This is a genomic window from Pseudomonas khorasanensis, from assembly GCF_014268505.2.
GTDB classification, from domain to species: domain Bacteria; phylum Pseudomonadota; class Gammaproteobacteria; order Pseudomonadales; family Pseudomonadaceae; genus Aquipseudomonas; species Aquipseudomonas khorasanensis.
In genome coordinates this window covers 194,052-208,285 of sequence record NZ_JABWQP020000010.1, presented here as the reverse complement: position 1 = coordinate 208,285, position 14,234 = coordinate 194,052, and the positions used below count along the sequence as shown (strand labels likewise).

The 14,234-nt window shown below is 60.9% G+C and carries 7 protein-coding genes; 6 read left to right on the top strand and 1 reads right to left on the bottom strand.

All coding sequences use genetic code 11. The features are described 5' to 3' along the window. Positions 1-5,793 (bottom strand): retention module-containing protein (locus HU727_RS19895; RefSeq protein ID WP_217847139.1); only part of this gene is annotated, 5,793 nt, incomplete at its 3' end. A 359-nt stretch (positions 5,794-6,152) separates the two neighbouring features. On the opposite strand from HU727_RS19895, the gene HU727_RS19890 reads away from it, so the two are divergent. The 6 genes from HU727_RS19890 (at position 6,153) to HU727_RS19865 (ending at position 14,072) form a co-directional block, all read left to right on the top strand. Next, complete coding sequence (locus tag HU727_RS19890; protein ID WP_186534014.1) at positions 6,153-7,505, top strand: TolC family outer membrane protein; 1,353 nt, start codon at positions 6,153-6,155, stop codon at positions 7,503-7,505. 33 nt (positions 7,506-7,538) lie between these two features. Then, positions 7,539-9,695 carry a type I secretion system permease/ATPase gene (locus tag HU727_RS19885; protein ID WP_186534013.1) on the top strand — a complete coding sequence of 719 codons (2,157 nt, stop codon included), beginning with the start codon at positions 7,539-7,541 and terminating at the stop codon, positions 9,693-9,695. After that, entirely contained in the window at positions 9,685-11,052 is a 1,368-nt protein-coding gene (locus tag HU727_RS19880) for an HlyD family type I secretion periplasmic adaptor subunit (RefSeq protein WP_186534012.1), read from the top strand. The genes HU727_RS19885 and HU727_RS19880 overlap by 11 nt, the downstream gene beginning before the upstream one ends. Positions 11,053-11,410: 358 nt before the next feature. After that, positions 11,411-12,307, top strand: a complete 897-nt coding sequence (locus HU727_RS19875) for a TauD/TfdA dioxygenase family protein (RefSeq protein ID WP_186534011.1) — start codon at positions 11,411-11,413, stop codon at positions 12,305-12,307. Positions 12,308-12,324: 17 nt separating this feature from the next. After that, on the top strand, positions 12,325-13,185 hold the full coding sequence (locus HU727_RS19870) for an ABC transporter ATP-binding protein (RefSeq protein ID WP_186534010.1): 861 nt from the start codon (positions 12,325-12,327) through the stop codon (positions 13,183-13,185). A 20-nt stretch (positions 13,186-13,205) separates the two neighbouring features. Beyond that, positions 13,206-14,072 (top strand): ABC transporter permease, encoded by an 867-nt coding sequence (locus HU727_RS19865; protein ID WP_186534009.1) that lies wholly within the window; start codon positions 13,206-13,208, stop codon positions 14,070-14,072. Positions 14,073-14,234: the final 162 nt, after the last annotated feature.

Here is a 14,234-nt window from a genome sequence, read left to right as displayed (position 1 = left end):
TGCGGTGAAGGTCGCGGTACCGGTGGTTTGACCGACAGCGATGGTGATGTTCTGGCCGTTGGCCAAGGTCACGACGACTGGCGAACCGGTAACCGGCGCACCAACCGTGGCGGTGTAAGTCACGGTGCCGCCTTCAGCCACCGAGGTGTCGGCGGTCAGTTTGACCGTCGAGGTGTCGATGGTATCGGTGACCTGAGTAACCGCTGGCGTGGTGCTCGGAACGAGGTTCTCGAAATTTCCGCCGGTGGCAGTGGTGATTGTTGCCTGCACGGAGCCGGCATCTTTGTAGACGTCGTCAGTCGGTGCAGCAACGGTTGCGGTGCCGCTGGTTTCGCCCGCTTTGATGGTGATCACGGCGCCGTTCGACAAGGTCACGGTGACCGGTGTGCCGGCCGGGTTGGTCAGCGTAGCGGTGTAAACAATCGAGCCACCTTCGGCAACGGAGCCAGTGGCACTCAGCGACAGGTTGGTGGTGTCGACGGTATCCGTCACCGAAGTCACGGCCGGAGTTTTGTCAGCCACCAGGTTTTCGTAGTTGCCCCCGCTGGCGCCGTCGATTTTCACGCTCAGCGTATTGCCGCCGGCCAATGCATCGTTCGGTGCTGTGAAGTTGACCGTGCCGCTGCTGGCGCCGACCGGAATGGTGATGGTCTGGCCGTTGGACAGACTCACCACCACCGGCGAGCCTGTGACCGGCGCGGTCAAGGACGCGGTGTAGACAACCACGCCGCCTTCGACGGTGCTGGCGCTGGCTGTCAGCGAAACGGTGCTGTTATCGATGGTGTCGGTGATTGATGTCACCGCCGGGGTTTTGTCGACCACCAGGTTCTCGAAGTTGCCGCCGCTGGTCTTGGTGATGCTTGCATCGACGTTGCCGGCGTCCTTGTACACGTCATCACCGGGCGCCGCGACGGTCGCGGTGCCGGTGGTCGCGCCCTTGGCAATGTTGATTACCGCGCCGTTGCTCAGGGTCACTTTCATGGCCGTGCCGGCCGGATTGCTCAGGGTCGCGGTGTAGATGATCGAGCCTCCCTCGGCAACAGTGCCGGTGGCGCTCAGGCTGATATTGGTGGTGTCGACGGCGTCGGTTACTTTGGTCATGGCAGGTGAGCGATCAGCATCGACGCGCTCGAAATTGCCGCCGCTGTGGCTGGCAATCGCCGTCTGGACCTTACCGCCGTCGATGTACGGGGTGTTGGCTGGCGCCGGGAAATTCACCGAACCGCTGGTAGCGCCGGCGGCGATGTTGATCACCGCGCCGTTGGCCAGGGTCACGGTCATGGCGGTGCCTGCCGGGTTGCTCAGGGTCGCGGTGTAGGTGATCTGGCCACCCTCGCTGACGGTGTCGCTGGCGCTCAACGTCAAGGTGGTTTTATCAACGGTGTCGTTGACCGTGGTGCTGACCGGCGTCTTGCTGATGTCGAGCTTCTCGAAGTTGCCACCGCTGGCATCGGTCATGGTCACGGTGAGCGTGCTGACGTCCTTGTAGACGTCATCGCTCGGCGCCGCGATCGTCACCGATCCGCTGGTCTTGCCGGCTTCGATGGTGATGGTCTGGCCATTGCTCAGATTCACGGTCACCGGCGTTTGCGCGGCGTTGCTAAGGGTCGCGGTGTAGGTGATCGAGGCACCTTCGAGCACATAGCTTTCAGCGCTGAGGGTCAGCTGCGTGGTGTTGACCGTGTCGGCGACATTGGTCACTGCAGGCGTCGGGTTGGCCACCAGGTTTTCGAAGTTGCCGCCCGAGGTTTCCTTGATCGTGACTTCGACTTTGCCGGCGTCCTTGTAGACGTCATCGGTCGGTGCCGGAACGGTCACGGTGCCGGTGGTCTTGCCGGCGTCGATGGTGATGATCGAGCCGTTGCTCAGCGTCACGGTGACCGGCGTGCCGGCCGGGTTGGTCAGCGACGCGGTGTAGGTGATCTGTCCGCCTTCATTGACGTTGCCGGTGGCGGTCAGCGAAACGGTGGTGGTATCGACGGTGTCAGTCACGGAAGTGCTGACCGGAGTTTTGTCGGCAACCAGGTTTTCGTAATTGCCGCCGCTGACGTTGGTGATCGCATTGGTCAGCGGTGCATTGCCCGTCAGCACGTCGTTCGCCGCCGTGGTGGTCACGGTGCCGGCGGTCTTGCCGATGTCGATGGTGATCTGCTGACCGTTGGCCAACGTCACGACGACAGGCGAACCGGTCACTGGCGCGCCCACGGTAGCGGTGTACGTGACGGTGCCACCTTCAGCGACCGAGGTGTCAGCGGTCAGTTTTACGGTCGAGGTGTCAACGGTGTCGGTGACATTGGTAACCGCTGGAGTCGAGCTCGCAACGAGTTTTTCGAAGTTGCCGCCAGTGGCATCCTTGATGGTGACTTCGACTTTGCCGGCATCCTTATAGACGTCATCGGCTGGCGCTGGAACGGTCACTGTTCCCGTGGTTTTACCGGCCTCGATGGTGATCACCGAACCGTTGCTCAGGGTCACTGTTACCGGGGTGCCGGCCGGATTCGTCAGCGTGGCGGTATAAGTGATCTGGCCGCCCTCGGCCACGGAACCGGTCGCGGAGAGCGACAGGTTGGTGGTGTCGGCAACGTCGGTCACGGTCGTAGACACCGGCGTCTTGTCGGCGACCAGATTTTCGTAGTTACCACCGCTGACGTTGGTAATCGAGTTGGTCAGTGAAGCCTGACCGGTCAGCGCATCATTTGGCGCGGTGAAGGTCACGGTGCCGGTGGTTTGACCGACTCCAATCGTGATCGCCTGACCATTGGCCAGGGTCACGGTCACTGGCGAACCGGTGACGGGCGCGCCAACAGTGGCGGTGTAAGTAACGGCGCCACCTTCAGCTACCGACGTGTCGGCAGTCAATTTGACTGTCGACGTATCGACAGTGTCACTGACGTCGGTGACCGCCGGGGTAGCGCTCAGCACCAGGTTTTCGAAGTTGCCGCCAGTAGCGTCCTTGATGGTGACTTCGACTTTGCCGGCATCCTTATAGACGTCATCGGCTGGCGCTGGAACGGTTACGGTTCCCGTGGTCTTGCCGGCCTCGATGGTGATGACCGAGCCGTTGCTCAGGGTCACGGTGACTGGCGAGCCAGCCGGATTGGTCAAAGTCGCGGTGTAAACGATCGAGCCGCCTTCAACCACTGTTCCGGTCGCGCTCAGCGTCAGGTTGGTGGTGTCGACGACATCGGTAACAGTGGTCGATACCGGTGTTTTGTCAGCGACCAGATCTTCGTAGTTGCCGCCGCTCACGCCGGTGATCGAGTTGGTCAGCGGTGCATTGCCGGCCAGCGCGTCATTTGGCGCAGTGGTGGTGACCGTGCCGGACGTCTGGCCTACGGCGATAGTGATGCTCTGGCCGTTGGCCAGGGTCACCACAACCGGGGAGCCCGTCACTGGCGCCCCTACGGTGGCGGTATACGTGACAGTGCCGCCTTCAGCGACCGAGGTGTCAGCGGTCAGTTTTACGGTCGAGGTGTCGACGGTGTCGGTGATTTGGGTGATCGCTGGTGTGGTGCTCGGAACGAGGTTCTCGAAGTTACCGCCCGTCGCGTCCTTGATGGTGACTTCGACGGTGCCGGCGTCTTTATAGACGTCGTCTGCTGGCGCCGGAACAGTCACGGTGCCGGTGGTTTTGCCGGCCTCGATGGTGATGACCGAGCCGTTGCTCAGGGTCACGGTGACCGGAGTGCCGGCCGGATTTGTCAGGGTCGCGGTGTAAACGATCGAACCACCCTCGGCCACGGAGCCCGAAGCGCTCAGGCTCACGCCCGTATCGTCGATCGAATCAGAAATGGTCGTGACTGCTGGCGTCGGGTTTGGCACCAGATTTTCGAAGTTGCCGCCGGAAGCGCCAGTGATGGTGGTGCTGACAGAGCTGCCGTTGTTGTAAACATCATTCGCTGCGGTCGGCACGTTGACGGTGCCGGTGGTCTGGCCCGCAGCGATGGTGATGGTCGAACCGTTCGACAGTGTGACGGTGACCGGCGTTTGCGCCGGGTTGGTCAGCGTCGCGGTGTAGGTGATCTGACCGCCTTCAACGACGTTGTTGGTCGCGGTCAGCGTCAGGCCGGTGTTATCGACCGAGTCGGCAATCGTGGTGACTGCTGGCGTCGGGTTTGGCACCAGATTTTCGAAGTTGCCGCCGGTAGCGCCGGTGATTGTGGTGCTGACAGTGCTGCCGTTGTTGTAAACGTCATTCGCCGCAGTTGGCACGTTTACGGTGCCGGTCGTCTGGCCTGCAGCGATGGTGATGGTCGAACCGTTCGACAGTGTGACGGTGACCGGCGTTTGCGCCGGGTTGGTCAGCGTCGCGGTGTAGGTGATCTGACCGCCTTCAACGACGTTGTTGGTCGCGGTGAGCGTCAGGCCGGTGTTATCGACCGAGTCGGCAATGGTCGTGACTGCTGGCGTCGGGTTTGGCACCAGATTTTCGAAGTTGCCGCCGGTAGCGCCGGTGATGGTGGTGCTGGCAGTGCTGCCATTGTTGTAAACATCATTCGCCGCAGTCGGCACATTTACGGTGCCGGTCGTCTGGCCTGCAGCGATGGTGATGGTCGAACCGTTCGACAGGGTGACGGTGACCGGCGTTTGCGCCGGGTTGGTCAGGGTCGCGGTGTAGGTGATCTGACCACCCTCGACGACATTATTGGTGGCGGTCAGCGTCAGGCCGGTGTTATCGACCGAGTCGGCAATCGTGGTGACTGCTGGCGTCGGGTTTGGCACCAGATTTTCGAAGTTGCCGCCGGTAGCGCCGGTGATTGTGGTGCTGACTGTGCTGCCGTTGTTGTAAACGTCGTTGGCCGCGGTCGGCACGTTGACGGTGCCGGTGGTCTGGCCCGCAGCGATGGTGACGGTCGAACCGTTCGACAGGGTGACGGTGACCGGCGTTTGCGCCGGGTTGGTCAGGGTCGCGGTGTAGGTGATCTGGCCGCCTTCAGTAACGGTGCTGCCCGCCGTCAGGGTGACGGTAGTGGTGTCAACGGTGTCGGTGACCTGGGTCGTCGCCGGAATGGTCGGCGGGGTCACGGTGATGCCATTGCCGCCGGTGGTGCCGGTGACCGTCACGTCGATCTGGGTCGGGTCGTTGTAAACCGTGTCGTTGGGTGCCAGCGGCACGTTGACGGTTCCGGTGGTGGAGCCGGCCGGGATCACGATCACCGAGCCGTTGGACAGCGTAATGGTCAGGTCGGTCAGCGGCGCCTGAGTCAGGGTCGCTGTGTAGACCAGCACGCCGCCGGCTTCGGTGATGGTCGGGGTGGCGCTGAGTGTCAGCGTCGAATCACGCTGGGCCGTTGTCGTGGTATCGGTGGTCTGGCCACCGGTGGTGTCCTGGGCGATCTGGCCGCCAGAGTTGATGCCCGCTGTTGGAAAGCCAATGGTCGGATCGACGCGACCAGCCGTAGCGTCGAGCATGACGAAACTGTGGCCGCCACCGGCAGCGCCGCCAGTGCCTGCGGCGCTCGGGCCGGCCGCGGTGGACTCAAGCGCGGTAGTCGGGTCGATACCGGCGGCGATGGCTTGCTGCAGTTCTTCTACAGACGGCGCAGCCTGCGCGGTGGCTTCGGCCAGGTCATTGCTGGAATCGGGCGTGCTGGCGCTCCACTGGGTTTCGCGGCCCAGGTCGAGCGTGCGGCCATCGGCCAGTTCAAGCGACACGGCGCCGGAGAGACCGGTGTCGATCTGGTCGCCGACGTACAGGCGATCACCTTCAACGAGTACGCGACGCACGCCCTCTGGGGACACCACGAAAACCTGACCGACAATGCTTTTGACGACGGCAACAACACTGCTCATTGAAGACTCTCCGGGTGCCACATTCAGTTGACTTCCATGGGCCTGAAGGCATGGATGCCAATTCAGTCTGGACGTACTTTAAAAAATCGCGCTACAAGTTTGACGCCAGTAAATCGTCAATATTTTGGCTATATTCTTTCGACCTAAACTTTATGCCAAACTATTGACCTTATGGTTGCCATCCTAAACAATCGTCCCACTAATGTCACATTGATATTTCCCCGGCGACCTGCCCTTCAGCGCGTGATTCAGTTCCCGTTTTGAACTTTCCGACATACGGTCATTCCGGTTGCCATCCTCCAACGCAGCTCGACACTTTTGCTGTGATTCACGACAAGCAGTTCTGGAAAATTATTACCATGCGTTTGCCTTTGTTCATGGCGGTACCCTTCGCGCTCGCCGCTTCTTTCGTACAAGCACAATCCTTACCAGAAGCCATGCAACAGGCGCTGGATGTCCATCCGGAGGTTCAGGCAGGGGTCAACAGTCGATTGGCGGCGGATTATCAGTTAAAGGCAGCGAAAGGGGGATACCTGCCCAAGGTTGATCTGCTGGGCGGTTACGGCCGCGAAGGCACGGACAGCGTGACCACTCGGGCGAACGGTGGTGGCAATCACTGGGAGACCTTGAACCGCAGCGAGTCAAGTTTACGTCTCTCGCAAATGGTTTTTGACGGTTTTGCGACCTCCAACGAAGTTGCGCGTCAACAAGCCAACGTCAGCTCCCGCGCATATTCGTTATTGGGCACTTCGGAGCGCACCGCGCTGACCGTCGCTCAGGTTTATCTGGATGTGCTGACCCGTCGCGAATTCGTGCGTCTGGCCGAGGAAAACCTCAAGAGCCACCAGCGCATCTACGACCAGATCCAGTTGCGCACCCAGCGCGGCGTCGGCAGCGGTGCCGACCTCGACCAGGCCGAGGCCCGCATGGCCCAGGCCCGCAACAACCTGATCACCGAGCAGACCAACCTCGCCGACGCCGAAACCAACTTCCTCAGCGCCGTGGGTCAGATGCCGGACCAACTGGAGCGTCCGGCGCCTTTTATGGCGATGATGCCGGCCAACCTCAATGAAGCGCGCCAGCAGATGCTGGAGAACAGCCCGATCCTGCGTTCGGCCGAGTCGGATATCGCCGCTGCCGAGAAGCAGTACGCCACCGCCAAGTCAACGTTCTACCCGCGCTTCGACGCCGAGCTGGGCCGCACCGCCGACAACGATCTCGACGGCCAGAATGGTCATAACAATGAGTGGCAGGCCATGCTGCGCATGCGCTTCAACCTGTACTCGGGTGGTAGCAACAAGGCTGATCTTGAGTCCAAGTCGTACCTGGCCAGCCAAGCGCTGGACATCCGCAACAACGCCCTGCGTCAATTGAACGAAGAACTCGGCCTGGCCTGGAATGCCCTGAATAACGCTAATGCCCAGGTGCCGATCGCCCAGCAGTACGTTGATCACAGCACCTCGGTGCGCACCGCTTACCAGCGTCAATTCAGCCTCGGCGAGCGCACCTTGCTTGACTTGCTCGACAGCGAAAACGAGCTCTTCACCGCATCGCGGCGTCTGGCCGAGATCAAGAACATTCAGTTATTTACTCAGTACCGAATCAAGGCGACCATGGGCGAATTGCTCAGAAGCCAGGGAGTGGTCGCACCGTTGGCATCCGTTGTGCAGAACGACGTGAAGCCCAAGGTCCAGCTGCCTGGGATGAATTGAGTTATCCCTTTCAACTGTTGAAGAGTGTCGAGCGTGGAATCAGAAGTCAGTCGAGTTCAACTCAGTCATGATCCACGCGCGTTGCACGACGATCCTTTACTGGATGGTCTGCTAGCCCTTTGCATGTTGCACCAGAAGCCGGCCAGCGCCGCGATGCTGACCACCGGCCTGCCGCTGCCCAAACAACGTTTGAGTGTCGAATTGCTGCCCCGCGCGGCGGCTCGCGCCGGTCTGCAGGGGCGTGTGTTGCAGCGCAAGCTGGAGGAAATTCCGGCGATTGCCATGCCAGCGTTGCTGTTGCTCAAGGACGGTCGCAGTGCCGTTCTGCTTGGCTGGCAGGGTGATGACGAAGTGCGGGTGCTGCTCAGTGAAAGCGATGGCGGCGAATCCGTGGTCAACCGCGAACTGCTGGCCGACGACTACACCGGCAAAGTGTTCTTCGCTCAACCGCAACACAAGTTCGACGTCAACCACGGCACGCTGATTCCCCGCGCGCGTTCATGGTTTCGCGATACCCTCAAGCGTTCGCGCTGGCTTTACGCCGACGCCATCGCCGCCAGTTTCCTGATCAACATCATCGCCATGGCTGCGCCGCTGTTCGTGATGAACGTCTACGACCGCGTGGTACCGAACCAGGCCGAAGCGACCCTGTGGGTGCTCGCGCTGGGTATCACTGGCGCTTACCTCTTTGACCTGATCCTGAAGAGCCTGCGCAGCCTGTGCCTGGATCTGGCCGGCAAGAAAACCGACCTGATCATCTCGGCGACCTTGTTCGAGCGCATTGTGGGCATGTCCATGAAGTACCGCCCGGCGCGGGTCGGCAGCTTCGCGCAGAACATCCACGAATTTCAGAGCCTGCGCGATTTCCTCGCCTCGCTGACGCTGACCAGTCTGATCGACCTGCCGTTCACGCTCCTCATCTTTATAGTCATCGCCATTCTCGGTGGGCATCTGGTGTGGATTCCGGTGCTGGCTTTTCCGATCGCGCTGCTGATCGGTTACGCCTTGCAGAAGCCGCTGGTGGCAACCATGGAACGCACCATGGCCCTGGGCGCCGAGCGCCAGTCGAGCCTGATCGAGACCCTCGCCGGTCTGGACGCGGTCAAGGTCAACAACGCTGAAAGCGAGCGCCAGTACCAGTGGGAACAAACCATCGGCACCCTCAGTCGTCTCGAGTTGCGCGTGAAAATGCTCTCCGGCCTGGCGATGAACATCACCTTGCTGATCCAGCAACTGGCCGGGGTGATCATGATCGTTTTCGGGGTCTACCAGATCATCGCCGGCAACCTGAGCATGGGCGGCCTGATCGCCTGCTACATGCTCAGCGGCCGCGCACTGAGTCCGCTGGCTTCGCTGTCCGGCCTGCTGACCCGTTACCAGCAGGCGCGGGTGACCATGACCTCGGTCGACCAAATGATGGAGCTGCCGCAAGAGCGCAACTTCGAAGAGCGCCCGCTCAGCCGTAAGGTCCTGCAGGGCGCCATCGAATGCCGCCAGCTGAGTTTCACCTATCCGGAACAACAGAATCCGGCGCTGAAAAACATCAACCTGGTCATTCGTCCCGGCGAGAAAATCGGCATCATCGGCCGCAGCGGTTCGGGCAAGAGTTCGCTGGCAAAACTGCTGGTGGGCCTGTATCAGCCGGACGACGGCGCACTGCTGGTGGACGGTGTGGATATCCGCCAGATTGACGTCAGCGAGTTACGCTACAACATCGGCTACGTGCCGCAGGACATTCAATTGCTGGCCGGCACGCTTCGGGACAACCTGGTGTCCGGTGCGCGGTATGTCGAGGACGAACTCGTGCTGCAAGCCGCCGAGCTTGCCGGCGTCCACGAGTTTGCCCGCCTGCACCCGCAAGGCTATGAGCTGCAAGTCGGCGAGCGCGGGCAGAACCTGTCCGGCGGTCAACGGCAAAACGTCGCGCTGGCCCGGGCACTGCTGCTCAATCCGCCGATCCTGTTGATGGACGAGCCGACCAGCGCAATGGACAACACCGGCGAAGAACGCCTCAAGCAACGCCTCGCGGCAGTCATTGAAAACAAGACCGTGGTGCTGGTGACGCACCGGGCGTCGCTGTTGTCGCTGGTGGATCGTCTGCTGGTGATCGATCGCGGGCAGATTCTCGCGGACGGCCCTAAAGCCGCCGTGATGGAAGCGTTGAAGAAGGGGCAGATCAGTGTTGCTTAAGTCCGGTGTCAAGGAGTCGATCCGTCGCTACTTCAAGGGTTCTGCCTCGCTGCATGGGCAGCCGCTTCCGGAGGTCAACAAGGCGCTGATCGAGGACGCCCCGCGCGTCGTGCGCCTGACCATCTGGGCAATCATCGGCTTCTTCATATTCCTCATGCTCTGGGCCAACTTCGCCGTGATCGACGAAGTGACCAAGGGCGACGGCAAGGCCATTCCTTCGTCGAAGATTCAGAAAATCCAGAACCTTGAGGGCGGGATCGTTGCCGAGCTGTTCGTCAAGGAAGGCCAGATCGTCGAAGCCGGCGCGCCGCTGATTCGTCTCGACGACACGCGTTTCGCCTCCAACGTTGGCGAAACCGAGGCCGATCGCCTGTCGATGCTGCTGCGGGTCGAGCGTCTGAGTGCCGAAGTCGATGACCGCCCGCTGAGTTTCCCCGAGGACGTGCTCAAAGCGGTGCCGGGTCAGGCGAAAAGCGAGGAGTCCCTTTACGTCAGTCGCCGTCAGCAATTGCACGACGAGATCGGCGGCCTGCAGGAGCAGTTGATCCAGCGTCAGCAAGAGCTGCGTGAGTTCAGCTCCAAACAGGCGCAGTACCGTCAGCAACTCGCCTTGCAGCGTCAGGAAATCAACATGTCCGAGCCGTTGGTGGCGCAAGGCGCGGTTTCCCCGGTGGAAGTGTTGCGCCTCAAGCGTGCCGAAGTGGAAACCCGTGGTCAGCTCGACGCTACGACGTTGGCGATTCCCCGCGCCGAATCGGCGATCAAGGAAGTGCAACGCAAGATCGACGAGACCCGGGGCAAATTCCGCAGCGAAGCGCTGACCCAGCTTAACGAAGCACGTACTGATCTCAACAAGGCCCAGGCCACCGGCAAGGCCCTGGAAGATCGCGTCAGCCGCACGTTGGTAACCTCGCCGGTGCGCGGTATCGTCAACAAACTGCTGGTCAACACCATCGGCGGCGTTATCCAGCCGGGCAGCGACATGGTGGAAATCGTGCCGCTGGACGACACCTTGTTGGTCGAAGCCAAGATCCGGCCGCAGGATATCGCCTTTCTGCATCCGGGGCAGGAAGCCATCGTCAAATTCACCGCGTATGACTACACCATCTACGGCGGGTTGAAGGCCCAACTGGAGCAGATCGGCGCCGACACCATTACCGATGAAGACAAGAAGACCACCTACTACGTGATCAAGGTGCGCACCGAGCGCAGCCACTTGGGTACCGATGAAAAGCCATTGCTGATTATCCCGGGGATGGTCGCCTCGGTGGACATCATCACCGGCAAGAAATCGGTGTTGAGCTATTTGCTCAAGCCGATTATTCGGGCGCGGGCCGAGGCGTTGCACGAACGCTGATCTCTAGCGCTGCGGCCGGCCTCTTCGCGAGCAGGCTCGCTCCCACAGGTAATGTTCAATGAGCACAGAGGATGTGTCTGGCGAATATCCCTTTGGGAGCGAGCTCGCTCGCGAAGGCGTCTGCCGGAGCGCTACACATCTGTCGGTAAGTGACACAAATGGTCACCCGCGTCCTCACCAACCGCCATATCGTTATTCAATAACGGTATTTAATTTCAAATTCTTATAGCTATAAAGTCACTCCCTGCGTACCTGCCGACCAATCGGCGCGCCGCACGCCATGAACCGACACGCAATCAAGCGTGAGTGTTTGATCGACGTGCGCGCCCGTGAGCGCGCCGTACGTGGGAGATGAATAATGTCCGCAGCTACTGCCACCCCGAGCGCCGCGACGGCCGCGTCGCAAATTTTTGAGATCCGTCCTTTCAGCGGTGCCGTCGGCGCCGAGATTGTTGGCCTCGACCTGAGCCGGCCGGTCAATGATCGGGACTTCGCGCGCATCCACCGCGCGCACCTTGATCACCACGTCGTGGTCTTCCGTGACCAGCAGATCACCCCGCAACAGCAAATCGACTTCAGCCGCCGCTTCGGCGTGCTGCAGATCCATGTGCTCAAGCAGTTTCTGCTGGCCGATCACCCGGAAATTCTTATCGTTTCCAACATCATCGAGAACGGTCAGAACATCGGCCTCGGTGACGCCGGCAAGTTCTGGCATTCCGACCTCTCATACAAAGAGCTGCCAAGCCTCGGCTCGATGCTGCATGCGCAAGAGCTTCCCTCCGAAGGCGGTGACACGCTGTTTGCTGACATGCACAAAGCTTGGGACGACCTGCCCGTAGCCTTGCGCAACGCTGTCGGAGGACGCTTTGCCGCGCATTCCTACACCGCGCGCTACAGCGAAACCAAATTCGAAGGCAACTGGCGCCCGACCCTGACCCCTGAACAACTGGCCCAAGTCGCCGAAGTGGTACACCCGGTGGTGCGCACCCATCCGGAAAACGGGCGCAAGGCGTTGTTCGTCAGTGAAGGCTTCACCACACGCATCGTCGGCCTGCCGGAAGATGAAAGCCGCCAATTGCTGGCCGAGCTCTACGCGCACAGCGTGCTGCCGCAAAATATCTACCGCCATCAGTGGGAACCTCACGATCTGGTGTTCTGGGACAACCGTTCGCTGATCCACCTCGCCGCCGGCTGCCCCGCACACCTGCGTCGCAAGCTGTATCGCACGACCATCCAGGGCGACGCGCCTTTCTGATTTGCCGGAGACCGACCATGAACGCCCCTTTGCCAGGCCACGCGGCCAGCAACTCGATCGCCCACCGCGAAGCGTTGTTGGCCGTCGATCACGTCAGCCTTGAGTACCGCACGCCGCAGCGCGTGGTGCGTGCCACTCACCAAGTCAGTTTCGCCATCGACCCCGCCGATCGTTTTGTCCTGCTCGGCCCGTCCGGCTGCGGTAAATCGACCCTGCTCAAAGCGGTCGCGGGCTTCATCCAGCCGTGCGAAGGCGAGATCCGTCTGCAAGGTCAGCGCGTCGATGCGCCGGGGCCGGACCGGATCGTGGTGTTTCAGGAATTCGACCAATTGCCGCCGTGGAAAACCGTCAAACAGAACGTGATGTTTCCGTTGCTCGCCTCGCGCACCTTGAACAAAAAAGACGCGCAAGAGCGTGCGCTGCACTATCTGGAAAAGGTCGGGCTGGCTGCGTTCGCCGACGCCTATCCGCATACCTTGTCCGGCGGCATGAAAGCGCGGGTGGCGATCGCCCGGGCATTGGCCATGCAGCCGAAAATCCTGTTGATGGACGAACCCTTCGCCGCACTCGATGCGCTGACCCGACGCAAGATGCAAGAGGAGTTGCTGCGGCTCTGGGAAGAAGTGCGCTTCACCTTACTGTTCGTCACGCACTCGATTGAAGAAGCACTGGTGGTCGGCAATCGCATCCTCTTGCTCTCGCCGCATCCCGGCCGGGTGCGCGCCGAAGTGCACAGTCATCAATACGATTTTCAAAGCCTCGGCGGCGTGGCGTTTCAGGAATCGGCGCGGCGCATTCATCGTCTGCTGTTCGACGAAGGCCACTCGCCGGAGACCGAGCGTGAACATGACTTCAGCGATATTCGCATCGCCTATTGAGCGGCCAGGAGGATTACCCGATGAGCCTTTCATCATCTGTGCGTGAAGAATTCGAAACCGTGCTCGAGCCGCTGACCGACGTTCCGGTCGAGCGTGAACTGCCACTCGGCACACGGCTGTGGCAACAAGGCTGGCTGCGCAAAAGCCTGATCCTGATCGTATTGGCGATCATCTGGGAAGTGGTCGCGCGGATTCAGAACAACGACCTGATGCTGCCGGGATTTCTGCAGACCGCGCATGCCCTGTTCGACGGCGTGCTCAGTGGCGAGCTGCTGGAAAAAGTGTGGATATCGTTGGTGGTGCTGATCAAGGGGTACCTGATCGGCATCGTCCTGGCGTTCGCGCTGACCACGTTGGCAGTCTCGACCCAACTGGGTCGCGATCTGTTGAGCACACTGACGTCGATGTTCAACCCGTTGCCGGCGATTGCCCTGCTGCCGCTGGCATTGTTGTGGTTCGGGCTGGGGCAGAACAGCCTGATTTTCGTGCTGGTGCATTCGGTTTTGTGGGCGCTGGCGCTGAATACCTACGCCGGGTTTCTGGGCGTCTCGGAAACCTTGCGCATGGCTGGCCGAAATTATGGGCTCAAGGGTTTGCGCCTGGTGTTGTTCGTACTGATCCCGGCGGCGCTGCCATCGATTCTGGCGGGGCTGAAAATCGGCTGGGCGTTTGCCTGGCGAACGCTGATCGCGGCGGAACTGGTGTTTGGTGCGACCAGCGGAAAGGGTGGCCTGGGCTGGTACATCTTCCAGAATCGCAACGAGCTGTACACCGACAAGGTGTTCGCGGGGTTGGCGGTGGTGATCCTGATTGGCCTGCTGGTGGAGAATCTGGTGTTTGCCACCCTCGAACGCGTGACCGTCAAGCGGTGGGGTATGCAGCGATAAGATTTTCGTTGGCTGGGCCGGCCTCTTCGCGAGCAAGCTCGCTCCCAGAGGAGAATGCATTCCAAGGTGGGAGCGAGCCTGCTCGCGATGAGGCCAGCGGTGGCACCGCCACTCTAGAAGGATGTTTGTTAGCATTGCGCCCGGATCAATCCAGATCAGCCA

Bases quoted from the DNA above. Each gene is read 5' to 3' on its own strand.
- HU727_RS19890 (WP_186534014.1), top strand. From the start codon at position 6,153: ATGCGTTTGCCTTTGTTCATGGCGGTACCCTTCGCGCTCGCCGCTTCT.
- HU727_RS19875 (WP_186534011.1), top strand. From the start codon at position 11,411: ATGTCCGCAGCTACTGCCACCCCGAGCGCCGCGACGGCCGCGTCGCAA.
- HU727_RS19870 (WP_186534010.1), top strand. From the start codon at position 12,325: ATGAACGCCCCTTTGCCAGGCCACGCGGCCAGCAACTCGATCGCCCAC.
- HU727_RS19865 (WP_186534009.1), top strand. From the start codon at position 13,206: ATGAGCCTTTCATCATCTGTGCGTGAAGAATTCGAAACCGTGCTCGAG.